Origin of the sequence: Shewanella intestini (assembly GCF_018221465.1) — a bacterium.
Classification (GTDB): domain Bacteria; phylum Pseudomonadota; class Gammaproteobacteria; order Enterobacterales; family Shewanellaceae; genus Shewanella; species Shewanella intestini.
The window spans coordinates 1-22,552 of record NZ_JAAIKR010000019.1 but is presented as its reverse complement, the minus strand read 5'-3'; the positions used below and the strand labels follow the sequence as shown (position 1 = coordinate 22,552).

General features: G+C 40.8%; 20 protein-coding genes. 10 read left to right on the top strand and 10 right to left on the bottom strand.

Annotation, left to right across the window (positions count from 1 at the left end):
- Window positions 1-68 precede the first annotated feature (68 nt).
- The 3 genes from G3R48_RS15530 to nrfA all read right to left on the bottom strand — a co-directional run bounded on the left by G3R48_RS15530 (window position 69) and on the right by nrfA (window position 3,518).
- The gene (locus G3R48_RS15530; RefSeq protein WP_153666135.1) at window positions 69-1,316 is read right to left on the bottom strand and encodes an ammonium transporter; all 1,248 of its coding nucleotides are present in this window, start codon (window positions 1,314-1,316) and stop codon (window positions 69-71) included.
- Between the two features lie 9 nt (window positions 1,317-1,325).
- On the bottom strand, window positions 1,326-1,664 hold the full coding sequence (locus tag G3R48_RS15525) for a P-II family nitrogen regulator (protein ID WP_153666134.1): 339 nt from the start codon (window positions 1,662-1,664) through the stop codon (window positions 1,326-1,328).
- Window positions 1,665-2,111: 447 nt separating this feature from the next.
- Window positions 2,112-3,518 carry an ammonia-forming nitrite reductase cytochrome c552 subunit gene (gene nrfA / locus G3R48_RS15520; protein ID WP_153666133.1) on the bottom strand — a complete coding sequence of 469 codons (1,407 nt, stop codon included), beginning with the start codon at window positions 3,516-3,518 and terminating at the stop codon, window positions 2,112-2,114.
- A gap of 264 nt (window positions 3,519-3,782) precedes the next feature.
- Here nrfA and narQ point away from each other — a divergent pair, with 264 nt between their 5' ends.
- Window positions 3,783-5,516 carry a nitrate/nitrite two-component system sensor histidine kinase NarQ gene (narQ, locus tag G3R48_RS15515; protein ID WP_228497514.1) on the top strand — a complete coding sequence of 578 codons (1,734 nt, stop codon included), beginning with the start codon at window positions 3,783-3,785 and terminating at the stop codon, window positions 5,514-5,516.
- On the top strand, window positions 5,509-6,138 hold the full coding sequence (locus G3R48_RS15510; RefSeq protein WP_153666132.1) for a response regulator: 630 nt from the start codon (window positions 5,509-5,511) through the stop codon (window positions 6,136-6,138). The genes narQ and G3R48_RS15510 overlap by 8 nt, the downstream gene beginning before the upstream one ends.
- A 255-nt stretch (window positions 6,139-6,393) precedes the next feature.
- On the opposite strand, the gene G3R48_RS15505 is transcribed toward G3R48_RS15510, so the two are convergent.
- Window positions 6,394-6,765 carry a YacL family protein gene (locus tag G3R48_RS15505; protein ID WP_153666131.1) on the bottom strand — a complete coding sequence of 124 codons (372 nt, stop codon included), beginning with the start codon at window positions 6,763-6,765 and terminating at the stop codon, window positions 6,394-6,396.
- A 158-nt stretch (window positions 6,766-6,923) separates the two neighbouring features.
- Window positions 6,924-7,688, bottom strand: coding sequence for an FKBP-type peptidyl-prolyl cis-trans isomerase (gene fkpA / locus G3R48_RS15500; protein WP_153666130.1), 765 nt, complete (start codon window positions 7,686-7,688; stop codon window positions 6,924-6,926).
- 217 nt (window positions 7,689-7,905) lie between these two features.
- Between fkpA and G3R48_RS15495 the strand changes: the two genes are divergently transcribed.
- The 6 genes from G3R48_RS15495 to pepN all read left to right on the top strand — a co-directional run bounded on the left by G3R48_RS15495 (window position 7,906) and on the right by pepN (window position 14,789).
- Entirely contained in the window at window positions 7,906-8,865 is a 960-nt protein-coding gene (locus G3R48_RS15495; protein ID WP_153666129.1) for a WD40 repeat domain-containing protein, read from the top strand.
- An 81-nt stretch (window positions 8,866-8,946) separates the two neighbouring features.
- Window positions 8,947-9,159 (top strand): SlyX family protein, encoded by a 213-nt coding sequence (locus G3R48_RS15490; protein WP_153666179.1) that lies wholly within the window; start codon window positions 8,947-8,949, stop codon window positions 9,157-9,159.
- Between the two features lie 227 nt (window positions 9,160-9,386).
- On the top strand, window positions 9,387-9,905 hold the full coding sequence (gene def / locus G3R48_RS15485) for a peptide deformylase (protein WP_153666128.1): 519 nt from the start codon (window positions 9,387-9,389) through the stop codon (window positions 9,903-9,905).
- Window positions 9,902-11,260 carry a COG3014 family protein gene (locus G3R48_RS15480; protein WP_153666127.1) on the top strand — a complete coding sequence of 453 codons (1,359 nt, stop codon included), beginning with the start codon at window positions 9,902-9,904 and terminating at the stop codon, window positions 11,258-11,260. The genes def and G3R48_RS15480 overlap by 4 nt, the downstream gene beginning before the upstream one ends.
- 39 nt (window positions 11,261-11,299) lie before the next feature.
- Window positions 11,300-11,893, top strand: coding sequence for a penicillin-binding protein activator LpoB (gene lpoB, locus G3R48_RS15475; protein WP_194823919.1), 594 nt, complete (start codon window positions 11,300-11,302; stop codon window positions 11,891-11,893).
- A 79-nt stretch (window positions 11,894-11,972) separates the two neighbouring features.
- Window positions 11,973-14,789 (top strand): aminopeptidase N, encoded by a 2,817-nt coding sequence (gene pepN / locus G3R48_RS15470; protein WP_323741281.1) that lies wholly within the window; start codon window positions 11,973-11,975, stop codon window positions 14,787-14,789.
- A gap of 376 nt (window positions 14,790-15,165) precedes the next feature.
- Here the strand turns inward: pepN and G3R48_RS15465 are convergent, their stop codons facing one another.
- Window positions 15,166-16,194: a radical SAM protein gene (locus G3R48_RS15465; RefSeq protein WP_153666125.1), complete on the bottom strand. Its 1,029-nt coding sequence runs from the start codon at window positions 16,192-16,194 to the stop codon at window positions 15,166-15,168.
- Window positions 16,195-16,300: 106 nt separating this feature from the next.
- Between G3R48_RS15465 and G3R48_RS15460 the strand changes: the two genes are divergently transcribed.
- Window positions 16,301-17,236 (top strand): LysR family transcriptional regulator, encoded by a 936-nt coding sequence (locus G3R48_RS15460; protein WP_153666124.1) that lies wholly within the window; start codon window positions 16,301-16,303, stop codon window positions 17,234-17,236.
- A 5-nt stretch (window positions 17,237-17,241) separates the two neighbouring features.
- Here G3R48_RS15460 and G3R48_RS15455 read toward each other — a convergent pair whose 3' ends face one another.
- Window positions 17,242-18,384: an endonuclease/exonuclease/phosphatase family protein gene (locus G3R48_RS15455; RefSeq protein ID WP_153666123.1), complete on the bottom strand. Its 1,143-nt coding sequence runs from the start codon at window positions 18,382-18,384 to the stop codon at window positions 17,242-17,244.
- Between the two features lie 228 nt (window positions 18,385-18,612).
- On the opposite strand from G3R48_RS15455, the gene G3R48_RS15450 reads away from it, so the two are divergent.
- Complete coding sequence (locus tag G3R48_RS15450) at window positions 18,613-19,983, top strand: DUF4397 domain-containing protein (RefSeq protein ID WP_153666122.1); 1,371 nt, start codon at window positions 18,613-18,615, stop codon at window positions 19,981-19,983.
- A gap of 620 nt (window positions 19,984-20,603) precedes the next feature.
- Here G3R48_RS15450 and G3R48_RS15445 read toward each other — a convergent pair.
- The 3 genes from G3R48_RS15445 to G3R48_RS15435 form a co-directional block, all read right to left on the bottom strand.
- A complete protein-coding gene (locus G3R48_RS15445; protein ID WP_153666121.1) occupies window positions 20,604-21,011 on the bottom strand; it encodes a hypothetical protein in 408 nt (135 codons plus the stop codon).
- A gap of 117 nt (window positions 21,012-21,128) precedes the next feature.
- Window positions 21,129-21,434: a hypothetical protein gene (locus tag G3R48_RS15440; protein ID WP_153666120.1), complete on the bottom strand. Its 306-nt coding sequence runs from the start codon at window positions 21,432-21,434 to the stop codon at window positions 21,129-21,131.
- Between the two features lie 85 nt (window positions 21,435-21,519).
- Window positions 21,520-22,458 (bottom strand): DUF4238 domain-containing protein, encoded by a 939-nt coding sequence (locus G3R48_RS15435; protein ID WP_153666119.1) that lies wholly within the window; start codon window positions 22,456-22,458, stop codon window positions 21,520-21,522.
- Between the last annotated feature and the right edge of the window lie 94 nt (window positions 22,459-22,552).

Below are 22,552 nucleotides of genomic sequence, written 5' to 3'. Positions count from 1 at the left end.
TAGACAATGCAACATACAAAAACAGAGCCTGTTGGCTCTGTTATTCGTTTCAATACGGTTATATGCCGTTATGCACTTTTCACGCTAACAAACTCAGGATAAGCATCAATTCCACAGTCCGAGGCATCCATACCGGTATATTCTTCCTCTTCGCTTACTCGAATACCCACGGTGTATTTAAGCACCGCCCAAACGGCAAGTGAAGCAGCAAATACCCAACCAAAGATAACTGCAGCGCCAAACAACTGGCTAGCAAAACTTGCATCAGCATTTGATAAAGGCACTAACATCAACCCTAAAAAGCCTGCTACGCCATGCACCGAAATAGCACCTACGGGATCATCAATTTTAATTCGGTCAAAAGCGATAATCGATACAATCACCACAACACCTGCAATCACACCAATCATGCCAGCCATCAAAAATGAAGGAGACAGAGGGTCGGCAGTAATTGCAACAAGCCCTGCCAATGCACCATTTAAAATCATGGTTAGATCAGCTTTGCCCCAAACAAATCGACATACTAACAAAGCCGACACTGCACCAAACGCAGCGGCAGAGTTTGTATTGACAAAGATCTTGGCTACTGCACTGGCATTTTCTGCATCTGACACTAATAATTGAGAACCACCATTAAATCCGAACCAGCCCATCCATAAGATAAACATACCCAGTGTCGCCATAGGTAAGTTAGACCCAGGGATTGGATTCACCTGACCGTTTGCACCATACTTACCTTTACGCGCACCCAGTAATAATACTCCTGAGATTGCTGCTGCAGCACCCGCCATGTGCACAATTCCGCTACCTGCAAAGTCAACAAAACCTGCTTGAGCAACAAAACCGCCACCCCAAGTCCAATAGCCTTCAATAGGATAAATGACGCCTGTCATCACAACCGAGAAAGCAAGGAAAGCCCATAGTTTCATCCGCTCAGCAACGGCACCAGACACAATCGACATTGCTGTTGCAACAAACACAACTTGGAAGAAAAAGTCAGATTCTAGTGCATGATCAGCACCTTCACTTTGGCTGCCAATTAACGCGCCAAAAGAAGGTAAAATGCCACCGTCAACATTATCTACATACATAATGTTGTACCCTAAAATGAGGTACATCACACAAGCAATAGAATATAAACACACGTTTTTTGTTAAAATTTCAGTGGTATTTTTCGAACGCACAAGTCCAGCTTCTAACATGGCAAAACCTGCTGCCATCCACATCACTAACGCACCGGAAATTAAAAAGTAAAAAGTATCCAGTGCAAATCGTAACTCTGTGACGGTTAAACCTAATTTGGTTAACTCTTCCATGACTTCCCCCTAAAGCGCTTCGTTATCAAGCTCGCCCGTACGGATACGGATTGCTTGTTCTAATTCAGTGACAAAAATTTTACCGTCGCCAATCTTGCCGGTATGTGCCGCTGAACTAATGGCTTCAACTAGCATGTCTAAATTTTCAGATTTTGTCGCAATTTCGAGTTTAACCTTTGGTAGAAAATCCACTTGATACTCAGCGCCTCGATAAAGCTCAGTATGTCCTTTTTGACGACCAAAACCTTTTACTTCGGTAACGGTCATGCCTTCAATACCCATGCCTGCAATTGCTTCACGGACATCATCTAACTTAAATGGTTTGATGATTGCGCTGACGAGTTTCATCTCGACCTCCAATTAATTCAATTTGTTGTTATTTGCTGAATACAACAATTCAATCATTAGGCCAATTATTTAACTAATTGAAAATATTGAATAATAAAATAAAAATACACATATGCACATCTTTTTAGGCACCATAAAAGTGCAACATAAAAAATACATTGCCTATTTTTGGTGCGTTTTCATTGATAATTAATAAACAATATTTACATTCATTGCGCATGCACAATTGTTGGGCAACGACGGTAATCAACGTTGATTAATGGGGAGGTTTCAGGAGGATAAATTTAACTGCGCAAGCTATTTGTGGATCGGTTTTAGTCAGGCTAAGTAACACTCAAAAACGAACATGAGTTAGGTATTTCAACGTGATAGATTTTCACATCAAATTCGATGCAGTAAAAAGCCCTCATAAAGAGGGCTTTTTAATGTTAGCTGTCGCTATAAAAGTTATTTATAGGTCGCTTCACGTTTTTTAGCTTCTGCTTCCCACTTCGGTACAACTGTTTTCTTGAAGTGTTCTTTTTCAGCATTTAATTTCTTCATATCCATACCTAAAGCAGCTTGCGCTTTCGCTTTAGTTGAAATATCTGGATAAGAGATAGGTTGTTTAACACCTTTAGCGGTAAGTAAACGAGCAAGTTTAATACGTGCTTGGCCAACTTTATCTACTGCAGTGCCTAATACACGTAATGCTTCTTCAGGAGCATGAGCGGCAACACCATGAGAGGCAGTTGCATAATCCCAGCGCCATTGAGAATGACGGATATCAGTTAAGATAGCTTTCATTTCTTCTTTAGATGCACCAGCATCCCATGCAGCTTTAGCTTCAAAGTGAGCTTTAACCAATTGGTTTTCAACACGATCATTTAGATCAGCTACTTTTTGCTTACGTTCATTAGTTAAATTAACCATGAACTCTTTGCTTTGAGTATGACAAGTACCACAGGTTTCTTTAAAGCGATCAAATGGGTTACCCACTTTGTGATCGGTAAATTTACCTTTGCCGTTTGCTTTCGCTACGCGAGGCATATGACAATCTGTACATGAGACGTTATTTTTACCGTGAACGCCTAGTTTCCAAGTTTCATAACCAGGATGCTGAGCTTTTAGCATTGGCGCTTTAGATAACGCATTAGTCCAATCAGAAAACTCTAGGTTGTCATAGTAAACTTCCATTTGGTCGGCTGTAGTGCCCATATCCCAAGGGAAGCGAACAAAACCTTTTTTGTCTTTTGTTTTCTCAAAGTAGTATTCAACGTGACATTGACCACAAACCATTGACTGCTTGTCTTTACGAGAAGCTTTATCAAACGGTGTGCCTAATGTTTCCATTGCACGCAAAGCAAAAGGACGAGAAACGCGCAAGCGTGGCGAGCCTTTAACGTGACAATCAGAACAACCAATTACGTTGACAATTTCAGCGCCAGATTTCGCCCACTTACCTGAGAAATAGCCATCCTCACCTTGTTCCTCAATAACACGCGGTACGTCAGGGCTTTTACAACTCCAACATGCCATTGGCATAGGGCCATCAGTATCGCTTTTTGGCGCACCGGTACGTAGTGTATTTCGTATGTCAGTTATCGCATACATATGCCCACGAGGCGCATTGTAATCTTTCGCAAAACCGTAACCGGCCCACAAAATAACTAAACGAGGATCTTCTTTAAGTAGATCCGTATTTTCAGTACTTTCGTCAGTAGCATGCCACGACTCAAACTGAGCAGAATATCTATCTTTATACACTTCATTTCTAGGTTCTGTTTTATCGCTTGCAAAAGCGCCAGAAACAATAAATGAACTTGCAAGGATAGCGCTTATTGCCGCTTTTTTTGCATTCATCTTCATCACCATTCTCCGTGTTACGTTTTATTATTTATACATAGTACTTCCATTCATTTTCAAACTTATCGCTTTTAATAAGCTTTAAAAATACCTCTTAATAAGTATTGCCATAGAACTTTGCGCAAGATCAAAAATGTCACCGTGTTATAACTCACATTTTTTCCATGTCGCCATCATAAAGTAGTAATAACTAATGTATTCAACACAATAAACAACTGCTATTCCTATGCTAAATTTAGTATTATTAGTAACAGTTTGTAATGGTCAATTTTAATGTTAAAGGCACTCATGATTAAGCGTGGCAGTCTTACTTCAACAATTTTAGGTTTAATGTTAGCCTTCATTTTGCTTTCTTCAAGTTTGGCTCTGTATGCAATTTTCAATTTATCCATCAGTATCGGCGATGCAAAAGCAATCAACGCCTCTGGGTCACTGCGGATGCAAAGCTATCGCTTATTGCTTTATGCCCAAAATGAACCAGAACAAACCAACGAAAAAATCATTCAGTTTGAAAAAACCCTCGATTCTCCGGCATTGCAACGGTCATTAAATTGGTATTCCCCAACTCAATTGTCAGATCAATATTTACAGGTCATCAATCGCTGGCAATTAATGCGTACCTATATAGAGCAAGGCAAATTAACGCAGTATAAAAATGGCTTAAAAAACTTTGTCGACACCATTGACACTTTAGTGTTCAAAATGGAGCAGTTTGCTGCGCTGAAATTAAGATGGCTGGTAATTAGTCAAATTAGCGGGTTAATATTAATGCTGTTTATTGCCGTGATCGCGGTGTCGTATACGCGAAAACGCGTCGTAAAACCGTTACATCAATTGATGGATAGTGCAGAAACGATTTCCCGAGGGGTGTTTGATGTAGAAATGCCTAAAACGGAATACATTGAATTAACCGCGTTAAGTAATGCACTAAAGAAAATTACCACCGAACTATCGACCTTATATCGTGATCTCGAAGGTCAAGTTAATGAAAAAACCGTGGCGCTCACCCGTGCCAATAACGAACTTAACTTTCTTTACGATAACTTAATAAAACTGCAAGCTGATAAACTTGAATACAAAACTCTGCAAGGCGCCTTAAATCAACTAAAACACTTTGAACGCATATCCTATTTGCGGTTAGTCATTGAACATCAGGATGAAACTCAAGATGTTATTGAAGCATTAGATGGTTGGCCTGATGCAGACTCCGAGCTCAAATCAGTGTCATTTCCACTGATACATAACAATAAGCACTTAGGGCATTTAGACGTTATTTCACAAAAAGCGGTTAATACTCAATTACTGGCAAACTTCGCCATGATGTTAACTCGCTCAATCACCATTCATAATGCAACGGAGCAACGTCAACAGCTCGCATTAATGGAAGAACGAGCGGTCATCGCTCGTGAACTTCACGACTCTTTAGGCCAACTATTATCTTTCTTAAAAATTCAAGTTAACCTGCTTACCAAAAGCCTTAAACGCGACCAAGGCAAAGAAGAGGCAGAAAAACAGTTACATCAAATTAATGCTGGTGTCACCACAGCCTATAGTCAATTGCGAGAATTATTATCTACTTTCAGATTGACACTAAAAGAGCCAGACTTACATCAAGGCATTGAAATGATGCTCGATCAATTACGCGGACAATCTGACGCCCAGTTACTTCTTGAGTATCATTTGCCTGCACATTTAATGGAAGCCAAACAGCATATCCACATATTACAAATCACCCGTGAAGCTACGTTAAACTCTATAAAACACGCTAATGCGACTAAAATTTGTATTAAATGCAACGTTAATGATAAAGGCCACCCGAGCATTTCAATTTGCGATAACGGCTTAGGAATTGAACACATTAAAGAACGAGATCAGCACTTTGGCATTGGCATCATGCATGAAAGAGCAAACAAACTTAACGGTACTATTAACTTTCGTAGTAACATAGATGGTGGTTCAACCGTTATCCTTAGCTTTCCACCTCAGCAGGAGCCTTTAAATGGGTAAACCTTATTCAGTACTTGTCGTCGATGATCATCCATTGCTTCGTCGGGGAATTTGTGAACTTGTTTCATCTGATGAAGACTTCACCTTATTTGGTGAGGCCGGCAATGGGCTTGATGCTTTAACCACGCTTCAAAAAGATGAACCAGATATCGTATTGCTTGATCTTAATATGAAAGGCATGTCTGGGCTTGATACCCTTAATGCGTTACGTCAAGAAGGGATCACCGCTCGTATTGTTATCTTAACGGTATCGGATGCCAAACAAGATGTCATCCGCTTACTTAGAGCTGGCGCTGATGGTTATTTACTCAAAGACACAGAGCCAGACTTATTACTTGAACAACTTAAAAATGCCATGTTAGGCCACCGCGTTGTTAGCGATGAAGTAGAAGCCTATATGTATGAGCTAAAAAATGCATCCGCTGATGACGAATGGATTACGAGTTTAACACCAAGAGAGTTGCAAATTTTACAAGAACTAGCTGAAGGTAAAAGTAATCGAGTCATTTCTGAAGACCTGCACATTAGTGAAGGAACAGTGAAAGTACACGTGAAAAATTTATTGCGTAAAGCTAACGCTAAATCACGTACTGAAATGGCCGTACGTTATTTGAATCACTGATGCGCAATGGTAATAACAATACTTAAAATAAAAAACCGCCAGTTGGCGGTTTTTTGATTGTGAAGCGCTGGGCAAACGTCATCAATAATGATTTAGCTAGAATAAAAAACGGCAAATTAAATTTAAACAAATCAATTCCTTAAGTGTGAATATTAACCTTTTCTATTTGTCCCATTAACCGCTTCATCATTTGCTCATCTAATCTAAAGCGTTAAATTCAAACCTTTGAATCTCACTGAACCAGCCTAAGCAAGGTTATTTTTGCTTGATAAAGACTAACCAGCTCTTCAATACACTTTCAAAGTCTTCTAAGCCACAAAATGACTCTGACTCCGCATCATAAAGTGACATAGACTCTTGAAGCTCATGCTCTTCTTCTGACGCTATGACACTGGCAAATACTCGTACTTGCTCGGTATCCATGTCAATGGTGAGCTCATCACCAATGTGACGCCAATGCATGTTAGTGCCCGCTTGTAATGACACTATTTGAGTCAATATATGGTTTATCTGAGTTTCATCACTGCCTAACTCTTCAGTAAACCAACGCCCTAAAACGGCGTGTTCCATGCTAAATTGTGCAAAGACAGTCCCTTCAAACCGATTTCGACGAAAATCATATTCCATAATACTTCCAAGCCAATTAACCTTGGCTAATTTTAACGTAAATTGTTTTATCTTGTTAGTGCGCTTATGCCCAAAGCTCAGCCATTTACACTTTATGATATTTACCATAGAGACAAAAAAGGACGCCTAAGCGTCCTTTTTGATTAACTCAAAAACGGTTATTTTTTTGCCGCTTCTGAATGATCAGCAGAATGTGCTTTTTCAATAGAAAGTAGTTCTACTTCAAACACAAGTGTTGAGTTGGCAGGAATAGTACCAGTATCACGTTCGCCATAAGCAAGGTTTGCAGGGATAACAAATTTATACTTAGCACCAACAGACATTAATTGAACACCTTCAGTCCAACCAGGAATAACACGGTTTAGTGGGAATTTAGCTGGCTCACCACGTTTGTAAGAACTATCGAACTCAGTACCGTCAATTAATGTACCGCGATATTGTACTTCAACAGTATCTTCAGCAGCAGGTTTCTCACCTTCACCCGCTTTAAGTACTTCATATTGAAGACCAGAATCCGTTGTTGTTACACCCGCTTTGGCTTTGTTATCTTCTAAGAACTTCTTACCGTCAGCAATAGCTTTAGATGCAGCTTCTTTCGCTTTTGCAGCGCGTTTGTCATTTAGCTTTTTATCTAAGTCTTTTAGTACGGTTTGCATTTCTTCTTCGCTTAGCTTCATAGACTCTGCTAAACCATCACTAAACCCTTGAATAATTAGACTGCGATCAACAGTAAAGCCAAGCTCTTCTTGCTCTTTAATGTGACCAGCCATGTAAGCACCAATAGAGCCACCAACGCTATACGCTTCTTTTTGAGCCGCTGTTGATAAGTCAACTTTAGTTTCAACAGGCTTTTGCTCTTGATTACAAGCAGATAAACCAAAAACGGTTAATGCTACTAGCGATAGTTTATAAAAAGGTTTCATTAAAGCTTCCTCAGGAGTATTTATAATTACAATTTGTGCATACTTCAAACAAATGAAGTGCTTAAGTCAAATGTTAACTTGTCACTTTATACTAACTGTAATGGTTATACCAATACGCAATTATCATTTAAATGAGGTAACATACTCAAATAGTGACAACCACTAACGGTAATATCGATTAATGTGTGTCTGAGACAACTTAAATAGGAACAAGTTCATGATCCGATTTCTTTTGCTTGTTTGTTACACTGTTTTACTTAGTGGTTGCCAACCTGCCCCCAGCGAATTTCAAACGATAACGACTGATGCCGTCTATAACGCCGAATTATCTCGCGACGGAAAATACCTTATAATCAGCACCGCCAACAATGGGGTTCAATTGTGGGACACCAACAAAAAAGTCAAAAAATATCAGTGGGTTCATGGTAAATCAGGCCAAGCTAATGATGTTATCGATGCGGCAATCTCCCCCAACGCTCAATATGCTGCAACACTCAATAAAGACTCTCTTGTTGTATGGGATATTCAAACGGGTAAATCGGTTGGTTGGTGGAGCTTACCGGCCACGGCACGCAGTGTTGCCATTTCAAATAATGGTCATGTTTTAGTCGGATTAGTCGATGCCTCAGTCATGTCATTATCAATAGTACAAAACAAACTCATTCAATTTCTTGGTCATCAAGAAAAAATTAACAGCGTCTCAATTTCTGCTAACGGTACGCTTGCATTAAGTGGGGGCAATGGCGGCAAAGTTATTTTGTGGGAAACCCAAACAGGTCAGCCTTTACATCAATGGCAACTCAGTTCTCGCATCACAAAAGTATTATTAAGCGACGATGGAAAACTCAGCTTTGCCGCAGACATAACAGGTGATGCCAACATTTGGCACTCTGGCAATGCTGGCGTAGTTGGTAAATTAAACATCAAGCGTCGACAAATAAGTTTTAGCGCGGCTAAATTTGTGAATAATGACACCCAAATTCTCACCGGCACACCGGCTAGAGAAGTCATGTTATGGCAAATAGATTCAGGTAAACTTGATAAAAAGTGGCATGTACAGCTGACTAAAAACACGAAAAACAAAGGCGCTGTAGTATACTCTGTTGCAATGAGACAACCTGACAAAGTCATGAGTATCAGCAGTAAGGGCTTATTGGAGATATTTTCCACTCAATAAATGCCTTACACCAAGTTGAAAATGAAACTTGATCGCAGCCATGATTTTATACACGACCCATTTGAATATTTAGAGGTACACATGCAACAAGTGTGGGATAAATTAGATGATCTTGAAACCAAGCTCAGCTTCCAAGAATTAACCATTGAAGAACTCAACCAAGAAGTTATTAAACTCAATGATTTAGTAGCTACGCAACAACGACAAATGATGCTAATGATAAGCAAATTACAAGCCATTGAACCAAGCAACATGGCAACGGCATCAGAAGAAACGCCGCCGCCACATTATTAAACCAATAATAATTAAAACGGCTTAACAACCTATAGCAGGCTAAACCACTTAATTATCATGCAATGTTATCTACCCGATAAATGCAATAAAGCAATATCATCACTGCCAATAATCATATATTTATATGACAACTGCATTATATTGAATACATAACCACGATAAATAGACTCAATCCAGCAGTCATTGAGCCTCAATAACCAATTCATATCACAATAAACGGTGAAACAATGGCGCTAGCACTCACATTACCGATAGCCACCACGGGCGAACCGATATTGACTCGTGTAGCAAAGCCTGTGACCGAATTTAATCAGCAACTTGTTCAATTAACCCAACAAATGCTATCCACCCTGTTAGCAGCTAAAGGCGTCGGCATTGCTGCGCCGCAAGTACACAGCAATATGGCCGTATTTATTATGGCATCGCACCCCAATGAGCGTTACCCAGATGCCCCCAAAATGGACCCCATAGTGGTGATTAACCCCAGTATTATTGAGCAGTCATCACAACAAGTCATTGGTGAAGAAGGTTGTTTATCCATCCCAAATACACGCATTAATATTGCCCGTGCAGACCAAATAACGGTAAAGTATCAAACACGTTACGGCCAATGGCAGCAACAAACATTACGTGGATTTGTTGCGCGTATTTTTCTTCATGAATATGATCACCTACAAGGGATAACCTTGTTAGAACGAGAGCAAATTAATGCTCTAACTCAAGCGACTATAAAGGACCGAAAATGAAGCGCCTGCTGCAAGTTTACATCGTTTGCATGACACTCACAGGGTGTGCTTTCAATAGTATTTTCATTAATTATCCATCACAAATTGCGCCCTATAAAAGCCAACTTGCCACCAGCACTAGCAATGCCTCATTAACTAAACTGGCAGATAATATCAGCGGTAATGATGGCCTATTATATGCTCAAGAAGCTGGACGTATCGCCCAAATAGAGGGTGACTTTGCCAACAGTAAAGCTTATTACCAACAAGCCATTGCAGCCTATAAAGATTTTGATGACCGCGCCATCGTCAGTGTCAGTGACATTGGTGCCACCTCAAGCAGCTTTTTACTTAATGACAACGCCATTCCTTATCGAGGCCCAGGGTATGAACGCATTATGTTGCATCAATACCAAGCCTTAAATTATCTCCTGATGGGCGATGTCCAAGGTGCGTTAGTTGAAGTGCGTCGCAGCAATCAATTACAAAGTAGTGAACAAGCCCACTATGAAAAATCACAAGACAGCATCAAAGAGATGGCAAACGGCACCATTAACAGCGAAATCAATAAATTAAATAAAGCCTCAGGCACAGTAACAAGCTCATTTTTAAATGCTTATAGCTATTACACTACCGGTTTATTGCATGAACTGCTCGGTGAACCAAACGATGCCTATATTGATTATCGAAAAGCAGCCCAAATTACTCCAGACAACCATTTTTTACAGCAAGATTTAGTGCGCTTAGCCAAGCAATTATCTATGCCGCAATATGATGAATTTAAAAAACGCTGGGGAGATGCACCTCTTCCGAAAAAAGGCCAAGGTCAAGTCGTATTTATGGTTGAGCGCGGTTTCGCACCCGAAAAGCAAAGTTTTACCGTGCCTTTTACCATTGACGGTAACTTTCAAACGGCCGCACTTGCAACCTACTATCCGCGTACAACTCCCCTTAATACAACCCCAATTACAGGGCTAAATAACGTGTTAAAAGCGCAGAGTATCGCTAATATCGACGCACTTGCTTATAACGCGTTAAAAGAAGCGTTGCCAGGCGCCTTATTTCGCCAAGCGGCAAGAGTGGTCACAAAATCAGAGCTCAACAAAAGCGTTAAAGGTGACAACAAACATGACAACGATGTCGGTTCAGTTGCGATGCAAATCTTCAATGTTGTTACTGAGCAACCTGACCGACGCAGTTGGTTAACCTTGCCTCAGCAGGCACAAATTGCCAGGGAGTTTATTAAACCTGGGCAATACAATATTAGCATTGCAGGCTCAAGCGCGACTAAAATAGAAGTAAAACCGAATAGAGCAACATTAATTTGGGTGATTGAGACTGGTAATCGCACCCGATTTTATTCAATAATTATATAACGTTTATCAATTTCATCAGAATCATCAATGGGAACTACTATGAAACATATTAAAGTCATCTTTGTCTTGGCCGCAGTTTTAGGACTGAGCGCTTGTCAATCTAAAGTGCAATACGGTGATGCCACTGAAGTTGAAACCGTCAATGAAAACTTCGGCTCTACTGATCTACAAGCCATTTCAGCCAAAATGGTCGACAGCATGCTTACTTTCCCACCAATTGTGGTCATGACGCAAAAAGAACGTCCAATTATGTTTGTCGACAAAATTAAAAACAAAACCTCAGAACACATTGATACTGAATCAATCACTGACACCATCAGCACCAAATTACTGCGTTCAGGTAAATTCCGTTTTATCGACATGACTAAAGTTGACGCAGTGCGCAAGCAACTTGATTATCAAAACAATGCTGGCATGGTTGACCCATCAACCGCTATTCGTTTTGGTCGCCAAATTGGTGCCCAATACATGCTTTACGGCAACCTTTCTAGCATTGTAAAAGAAGCAGGTAGCGACAAAGACGTATACTACAAAATGACCATGCGCTTAATGGATCTTGAAACAGGCTTAATTGAATGGTCTGACGAAAAAGAAATTCGTAAAGCAAAATCTAAGTCTTTTCTAGGCTTATAACACTCGCTTTCTCGACAACAAAAAGCCGGCTTGCGCCGGCTTTTTAATGCTTAATCCATTGGTTATCAGGATGATAATTGTGAACCGCTCAAATAAAAATAATTATAATCGCTTCTTCACATCACCCTCTTTTGGCGCTGGCTTATTACTGCTTAGCACGTTAACAATATCAGGTTGTCAGTCGTCCAATTCATCGCTACATATCCCACGTGATGGCAGTAACAATATCACTCAAGCACAAGCTATGGCGCGCTCGGCGGTAGTATCAAATGTTGAATACCAACTCAGCTTTGATCTAACTGACGGCAATAATAATGTAACCAATAATATCTCCAGTAAAAATACGCCGTTAAACGCGGATGCTAACTCAAGCACAAACACCGATAAACGCAATAAGACTCAGCTAACCAACACCACCTTAAATGGTAAAGCTAATTTAGCGCTCAACAACCAATTTAAAGCCACAACAAAGTTGACCTTTAATCTTGCTAGCACAAAATCACCGCTAACATTAGACCTCAACAAAGCCCAAGTTGAACGGTTTATCATTAATGGCAAATCAATTTACCCTAACTACAATGGTGCGTATTTTACACTCAGCCCAACATTATTAGTGAGTGGCAAAAACACCATTGAAGTGAGTTTCAAACGCCAATACAGCAGCAATGGCGAAGGGCTACATCGTTTTATCGACCCTGTCGATCAACGTATTTATTTATATTCACACTTTGAGCCCGCTGGGGCGCAGAAAATGTTTGCGCTATTTGATCAACCCGATTTAAAAGCCAACTTTACCCTTACGGTTACGGCCCCAAAAGACTGGAGCGTGATATCGACCACAAACGAGACACGCATTGCACCACATGGCACGGCCAATACTTGGTATTTCCCTACTACACCTAAAATCAGTCCGTATAATTTTTCAATGCACGCTGGGCCATATCATGTTTGGCAAGACAATTCCGGCCCTTATCCTATGCGTCTATTTGCCCGTCAGTCTGTCGCCAAACATGTCAGCGCCGCAGACTGGTTCACCTATACCAAACAAGGCTTACGCTTTTTTGATAACTACTTTGGCATTGCGTACCCGTTTAAAAAATATGACCAATTATTAGTGCCAAACGTCATCTACGGAGCTATGGCAAATGCCGCTGCAATCACCTTTTCTGAAGACTATTTTTTACATCAAACCAGCATGACTCAAGCGCAAAAACAAAGTCTTGCAAGTGTTATCATGCATGAAATGGCGCAGCAATGGATTGGTAATTTAGTCACCATGAGATGGTGGAATGGCTTATGGTTAAATGAGTCCTTTGCTTCTTTTATGGGTGCCTTAGCCACTAGTGAAGTAACTGAGTTTAACCACGCTTGGCAAGATTTTGACGCCAAAAGCAAACAACAGGCTTATCAAAAAGACCGTTTAATCACCGCCCATCCTATTGACGTCCCCGTTACCAGTAGCCATAACGCCTTTGATAACATTGACGCCATCACTTATCAAAAAGGCGCGTCAGTCCTAAAGCAATTACGCCACCTTATTGGTCACGACACCTTCCGCCAAGGTGTACGTAAATATCTGCAGCAATACCGTTTCGAAAATGCCACCTTAATCCATTTTATTCACAGCTTAGAAACCGCATCAGGCCGAGATTTAAGTCAATGGACACAGCAATGGTTAAATCAAGCAGGTGTGAATACCATTAAAGCGCAATATGTTTGTGGCAACGGTAAAATTAGCGAGTTTAACCTTATTCAAAGTGCCAATAGTGACTTCCCTGCACTGCGTGAACAGCGAGTACAAATTGCTTTATTTAATCAGCATCGCCACGGTATTGATAAAGACAAGCAACTTGCCGTGACATATCAAGGCCGAAAAACGGCAGTACCAGCTTTAATTGGCAGTCAATGTCCTGATTTGGTTTATCCCAATATTGACAATTGGGGCTATGTAAAAGTCGAGCTTGATCAACGTTCATTAAATACTGCAACGCGGCGCTTAAATCACATTAATGATCCATTGTTACGCTCAATGCTATGGCAAAGTTTGTGGAACAGTGCAGTAGACGGCCATGTGGGGGTAGAGCAATTTATCAATGCGGCTTTGGTGAATATCCCCAAAGAGCACGATGACACAATTTTATCGCAAGTCATAAGCCATCTGCATCAGGCTCAAGCCACACTCATGTTAATGTCACCCAACCATAAAACCTACGCGAACACGGTTACCCGTGCATTAGCACAAATGAGTTTGCGCTTAGCCATGCAAAACACCCATAACAGCGACTTACAGCGACGCTGGTTTGAGGCTTATGTGACTTTTTCCCAAACACCAACATCATTATCACATTTACACGAACTGTTACTCGGCACGGCCACGATGACAGGGATGACCTTAGATCAAAACCTACGCTGGGCGATCATTAAGCAACTCAGCCGTTTTGACTATAAAAATACTCAACAGCTAATTGCTAATGAGTTAACGACCGACAACAGCAATAATGGCCAAAAACAAGCCTTGGCAGCGCGAGTACTGCGCCCAAACGCGGCCAATAAACGTCAATGGTTAACAGCGCTTACTGCCGACAATACATTAACGGTTGCGAAAAAACGCATTGTGATGCAATCACTGTATCCAACTGAGCAAAAATATTTTAGCCAAGCCACGGCGCAGCAACGCTTAGATGAGATGGCGCGCTATGATCAACAAGGCGTCGTATTTATGCGCGCATTCAATCAATATTTAATACCCACACTATGCAGTGCCGACAATATTGATGCGCTCACTAAGGTGATTAGCACATCATCACACTTATCAGCCATGACCCAAGGTGCTTTACTCGAAGCGCGCCAAGCTGATTATCAATGTGTACAGATGAAAAATACCCTCAAGCCCTAAACGGGTAGTGCCTGAGTTTAACAACGCTTGTCAGTGAGCTTAAGCTCAAGAGAGGCTATATAAAGTAACTGGAGCAATGTGCCTATGCACATCTCAATCGAGACTTGATTGCTTTGTAGGACAACGCTAACAACACGCTGCATAGCCGTCATAGCCTCATCAGTTATACGGTCATGCAACTAAGCAGCTAAGCAGCTAAGCAGCTAAGCAGCTAAGCAGCTAAGCAGCTAAGCAGCTAAGCAAGCCTAAAATAAGTCAGTTACCCCATCACAATCATTTTATGGGTTGCTGTTGATTTTTTTGAATAACCTAAGTGTTATAGCATATGGCTAGTGAATAACTTCTGGTGCGTTGTAACCTACCCTAAGGCAACGGGTTAAATCATTCGTTGTCTAAGTTGATAAAAAATATCTTCAAGCTCGCCCATTTTATCTTGTTCAATCCGAGCTAATTCACGCGTTACCGTGTCGAACACTAACTGGTTTTTCATACTGTCTAAACTGGCGTAATAATGTAACCGCCGCCCGAGAATAAAGTTATTCTGTTCCTGCTCACTCAGGGCAAAAAACCGTTGGAATATCGCGCTAAAATGAGCCTTATTTTCAGGTAACTTACCATTAATTTCAGTAAGTAAGTTAATCCCATGATAATGACCGTAACGGCCGTCTACCTTATCTAACAATGACAATAATTGCTGTTGTTCTCGCACCATTTCAATTTCAGTTAATGGCTCAAACTCACCTTGTAGCCTTAATTTATCTAATTCACTGCCCGCTTTTACCGCTAATGACAGCACCCGAATTTCATCAGGGTTAATTTGATTTAAAATTGCCGCAGTTTGTCTAACATGTACCGCAGACAATGCTTTTCCACCTAAGCCTGCAATCACAAATGCCATCATTTTCATCCCGGCTTGTTTTGCCTGTGCCGCTGACTTTACAATCGATTTTGGAGTAATGCCTTTTTGACTTTGTTTAAGTACCTCAATTGAGCCCGACTCTAAGCCGCAATACAGCATATTCAAACCGGCATCACAAATGGCTTTCATCTCAGTCGATGATTTCTTCGTCATGGTTTGCGCGCGTCCGTAAGAACTAATTTGAGTGAGCTCAGGAAATGCTTGTTTTAACGTGGTTAACACCTCAATAAGATCCTCGGTGTCCATCGAAAAAGAGTCGCCATCTTGTAAAAAACACTGCTTAAATTTACGGTTTTTATAAAACTGTTTCGCAGCCCAAATGTCTTTTTTAATGGCTTCTACTGACCTAACTGATGCCTGCATGCCTTTAAACAAGGTGCAAAAATTGCACTTATTCCAAGGGCAACCCACTGTGGTTCTAATGAGTAAGCTATCCGCTTCTGATGGCGGGCGAATGGGACCTTGTTGAAATTCAAATGATGACATTGGCTAACCTAAATTGTGCCTAAAAATAGGATGAACATGTTATGCTCAATTTTCATTGCCAAGAACCGCCTAATATTTGAATTATTATCAAATAGGATTAGACAATATGCTATTAGAAGATTTAATCGTTATCCTTAAAGTGGCTGAATTTAGAAGTATTACCAAGGCAGCCACTCACCTTGATATGCGCACAGCAACAGCAAGCGCAGCAGTTAAACGCGTCGAAGCCTCATTAGGTTCTGAGCTATTTGTGCGCACCACACGCCAGCTTAGATTATCCATTGCTGGCGAACGTTATTTACCTCAATGCGAACAAGCGCTCTTAATGCTCGAACAAGCCAAACAAAATATGCGTGAAGACGAAGGAATTATTGACGGTGAAATCCGCATTGCTTTATCGTCCGATCTCGGCCGTAACTTAGTCACACCATGGATAGATGACTTTATGGAGCAACACCCTAAAGTGACACTGCGCTCTCACATGAGTGACAGCAATGTAGACTTTTATCGAGACGGTGTTGATATGGCGCTGCGATACGGTTCACCCACTGACTCTAACGCCTACGGTTTTAAAATCTGTAATGTCCCGCGGCTGCTATTTGCTAGTCCACAATATTTACAAACTCATCCTGAGCCACAAACACCGCAACAACTACTCGACCATAACTGCTTATTTTATCAACTCAATGATATTCGCCAAGATGAGTGGCACTTCCAGCACCCAGGCGGTGAACAAAAAATTAAATTAAAAGGAAATCGCTCTGCCAATGATGGTGAACTCGTAAAACGATGGTGTATTGCCGGTAAAGGCATTGCGATAAAGTCGTGTTTAGATATGGCAGAAGAAATTTTAGCAGGCCGAGCGGTGCGGGTAATGCCACAATATACGCCTGTGATGTCAGAGCTATGGCTTATTTGCCCAAGCCGCCAATCAATTACACCTATTGTCAGGCAGCTTAGGGACATCTTTCGTAAACAAACTCACCAAGTGTTAAGTCGGTTGGTTGAACGCGGCGTACTCGAAAAACACGTTTTAAAATAAAGCACTTATACTTGCCCACGCAGTTCAAACGTCATCATTACCGGTGCATGGTCAGTGCTGTTTTTATCACGCTCGTAGTCTGGGCGCACTAAATGACGGTCAAAGGTTTGGTAGTGAGTGATATGCGCTAAGTTTTGCATCGCCGCGTGATTAAACTCGCTCGACACTAAAATATAATCCAATACTGACCCGGTATTACCAAAATAATGGCTGGCTGGTCGCATTAATTGCGACGCTTGCGAGTGAGTTTCATATTCATCATGAGCTAAGGTCCTATTGGCCTTTTGATGGGCAACAAATAACTCATAACTGTCAAACAAACCAAATTGTTGCAATTGCGCTTGTAGCTCAGTGTCGCTAACTTGGCTAAGCGCAACATCATTAATATCGCTACGAAAAATTCGGCTTGATTGCCTAAATGCTGAAAATAAATCGCTTTGAATACTGTCGTTAAAATCCCCCATTAATACAAACGGATGACCACAGCTAAAGCGCCGTGTGAGCATGGCATGATAGAGCAAGGTTGCTTCGCTGCCACGCTGTAAACTCGCCCCCCAACGCCCTAACACTTGTTGGGCAACAAACTCAGCTGCACCCGACAATGTTTGGTCTGTGGCAACGGTGGTGTCTAATTGATTACGCTTTGATTTAAAATGAATCACATAGCAATCACACTCACCAAAATGAGGTAAGTTAACCGTTGCACGCAATGGCGCACGGCTAAAGGAAAACGTACTAGGCAATCCCAGTTGCTGGCAACTGTGCGCCTGCGGCACAACCGCACTCACTTGCGTTATCGGGTATTTCGAAGCCAAAGCAACGACAGGACTTTTATAGACATAGTCACTCACCAACTCTGGCTCACCTACCACCGCAAAATAGGGATAACCCTGTTTATTCGCCCACTCTTTTAACGCATCAGGACTAAACACCTCTTGAAAGCCAATAATGTCTGGCTTGGCCTTAGCGACAAAGTCACTAAACCAAGTTAATTTACCTAACCATTGTTCGGTTGAGTAAATATTTTCAAATTCATAATAGGCATCTGGCGGCGCAATAAAATTGAACAGATTAATGCTGGCAATACGAAATGACGTCGCTGCTAATGCTGAGTTTGATACAGCGCCATCATCGCAATTATCTGTCATAAGCGGTCTCTCTATTTCAGTGAAAGTAAAATAAGTCGAATGGATTATCTCGCTAAATGTAGAGGTAAGCGATTAATTTAAAAACATTTAATCTAACTAAAAATGAATATCATCAATAAAGTGCAGATAATTTGTTGTTTTTTCGAACCAATATTGAACCAATAAAAAATACCTGCCGTATACACCCCTCGCAGATTAACAACACTTAAAGACGACGAGGAACCAACCATGAAAAGGATTTACCCTTTAGCATTTTGCGCATCACTAGTCACGCTTGGAGCCTGTTCAGATGACGACGATGACACCGTTGTTGTTGAAGACCCCGCTCCCGTTGAGCTGTCTTACATTCGCGTAATCCATGCAAGCAGTGATGCACCTTTGGTGAACGTTAACGCCAACGGCGCGCAGCTTTTAGCTGATGTTGATTACGCCATGTCCAGCGGGCTCATTGAAGTCAACGCTGCCAGCTACGACATTAGTGTGGATGCTATTTTAGCAGATGGTAGCACCACAATGGTGTTAGATGCAGCCCTGACAACCGAAGACCAAATGGAATACACCGCTGTGGCATTAGGTAATGTCGGTGACCAAACATTGTCGCTGAAATTAATAACCAATCCGATGGACGACATTGCCGCCGGTTATGCTCGGGTGCAAGTATTACATGCCACACCAAGTGTGGGGTTAGTAGATGTGTATGTAACCGCCCCCAATGATGACATTAGCAGCATGAGCCCGACATTATCGGCCAACTATATGGACAACAGCGACCAATTATCTGTTGCTGCAGGTGACTACCAAATTCGCATTACTGCCGCCGGCATGAAAGATGTCGTATATGACTCTGGCACCGTAGCACTTGCTGACATGGGTGACTATTTAATTAGCGCGATCCCAAATACGGGAGCAGGCATGGCACCTGTGATGTTACATGTTGCATTACCCGATGACCAAGTGATGTTATATGACGTGAATTCAGGCGCGGATATTCGCGTAGTGCATGCCGTTGCCGACGCACCAGAAGTTGATGTATTTCTTGATGGTGGCGCAGTACCAGCCGTTAACATGTTAGCGTTTAGTGGATTCACCGGTTACGTTAATATTCCCGCAGGAGCTCATACCGTCACAGTCGCTGCCGATGCCGATAACAGTGTTGTGGTAATCGATAACGCGGCTTTTGAATTGGAAACTAGCATGAGCTACAGCGCCTTTGCTGTCGGGTCGTTAACCGACACGATGATTGAGCCATTAATCTTAATGGAGCAAACCAGACGCGTTGCCACCGAAGCCAAATTAACGGTACTGCACAGTGCGTATTCTGCGCCAGAAGTGGATATTTACCTGACTGAAAGCTCAGATATATCAGCTGCGACACCCGCTTTAACCGCGGTGCCATTTAAAGCCTCATCTGGCAGCTTATCGATTGCACCGGGTAATTACACCATTTCAGTAACTGTGGCAGGGACTAAAACCGTGGCAATTGGCCCGCTTGATGTCACCTTAGAAGCAAATGGCTTATACAGCGTTGCTGCCGTTGATAACATGGGCGGTGGGGCTCCATTTGGCGTGATATTAATGGATGACTTTGTTGCCATGTAACTCATTGCTCTAACAAGGTGGTGATGTAAAGCAAGCGCAGCCGCTAACCCTGCGCTTGTTTTTATTGTTTAATCACGCTTACTTATTTAACGACTCTGAGCAATTAACGCATTATGTCACCAAAACCACACAGTTTGAGACTGTTAAACTAACTCGGGGTTTCTAACGTTCTAGCAACTATAAGCCAATGCTAAAGCGTATAACATCACTGTATTGAGTTCGAATCAGACGTTATTGATTACCCAAATGTCTGACCTTTGCGGCTTATTACCTCCCCGGTGTAAGTCGCTTTTTTATGCCCAAGATGTAAAGTAAAAACTCAACGCACTTGTACGATCATAATAAAGATTGATAAAAAATTAGCATTTTCTTGAAAGGTGATTAGGCAATAGTTTGATAATTTATCTGAGCATGAAAGTTATTTTTTAATAATAAAGTTTGATCACTTCTGGACAAAAACGTTTTAAAGCTAAATTCTAAAAGTGACTTTTGGTATTAGGGTAGATATGGCAATTGGATATACGGTAAGGCTTTGCTTAGCGGCTAAAAATGGCAGGCTATAATAACGAGGCACGAGCATAGCCAACTGTTTGACGCCATAATCTCTTGTTAGCAGTAGGCTACTCTATTTTGTAGATTTCAACACTACCTACTTTTTTACCCTCCGTGCTCCCTCCATGGTGGTGATATGGACGCCGAAAGAAAAACTCTACTTCTGTATTTTTTGTAACGTAAGCACAGTCAATTTTTGCTCGTTTAAAAGTAGTTATTGCATTTTTTATTGCCGCTTCATGAGAATTAAAAACTTGATCATCTTTTTGAAGATTACCACTTTGCCTTAAAACTCGTAAAAGGTATTTACCATTAGGTTGCAGACAAGATTTTTCTATTAGCTGATCTAAATAGATAACGCTATCATCGTCGGGATCATCAAGTTGCTGTTCTCTTTTAGAAATAGTTGCCCAAGTAACTATTCCCATAATTACAGCAAGGATTAACCCTAAAATAGTGTTGGTTTGTTCATCCATACTCGACCTACTGCCTAACGCCTTAATAATGGGCAAAAAATTGTTGGCTAAAATGTTGAGGAACGAAAACAGCCAACTGTTTTTTGTCCTTATTAATTAGCTTGTTATATAGCAATATTACTGTTGACACTCTAAGTTATTTATAGAAATCTCAGTTGTTTGTCCAGATGGAAGACGGATAAGAATTTGGTTACTTTTTGCTGATACTACTGTTATTCCACGTGGCTCTATATATTTGTATAGTTCTTCGCAACTCTTTATAAACATGATATCAATATATTTTGTAAATTCTGCCTTAGGAGCAACTCTCAACATCATTTTCTTCTGCTGCTTTTCTAGTTGAGTTAACTTAGGTTTATATGTTGACTGGCATCCAGCTATTAAAAGAATAATGATTATGAAAATAGATACTTGAGTTTTCACTTGTGCTCCATGCTATATAACGTCATGTTAACGGGCTAAAACGATTTGCATTAAAATTAGCTTCAAGCTAATAATGCCAAACGTTTTAGTCCCTGTTTAACATTTTGTTATATTTTTGAACATACATTTCTAACTGTTCTTTTTGAAACGAGTAGATTTGTTCATGGGACATATTAATCATAATGTCATTGTAACCGCTTGCCTCCAATTCATTTAAAAATTTAGATGGCATATCTTTATATTCAGCTTTCTTTGTAAGTAACAGTGCTTTTTCAGGTGACAATGGATAGTAGAACTCCAATTCATCGTGATCTTTGACTTGCTTTCCAAAAGCTGCGTAAGTGTTAATAATCGGTTGATCACTAGTAAGAAAAGGGAAAGATGTATGGTTTTCTAAAATAACCGAACTCCACTGCGATCGCTCAGCATATATACTCCAAGCCAAAGCGGTAGAAAATGTATGACTTAGGATATTCCATGCTTTATCCACATCCAACAAGTCTAACTCAGATACTGAAGATGCCGCACTTTCTTTTATATTCTTAGTTCGGAAATACTGAACACAAAGATAATAAATAAACTCGATAGCATTATCTTCATCAGCAAGAAAGTTAGTCCCATTGTCTAGCAAACCATCCAAAAACTTTATTGCGCCTTCTTCTATTTTACAATGAAAATCTTCACCTAAGTTAATTATTTGTTTCTCAATCTCAGCTTCGAACGCACCATCGCTTAACTCATGCTTATTGACTTGTTCACGAATTTGAAATACTGCGGTAAATAGTTCCATCCACCCATGATTCAATTTTTGTATTGCCTCAGAGGAATGCTGATTGAGCAATAATGTTAAAAACGAGACTTCTTTTTTTGTTAACTCATTTAGGCGATAGAAGTCTCGCTCTTGCCCTATATTCATTAAGTTAGTGGGAAAAACCTTCTTGTTTCTTACACACCATATTTGCTCATTATCCGACCAAGAACGCAGATAATTACGCCAAACATAATGATGTCTTCTTTTTTTCATACTTCAAAACTCAAATAAAAATATAACGCCCTGTTAATGGCAAAATATAGTTGGCTAGAATAAGCGACGAAGGAGCAAAGCCAACTGTATTTTG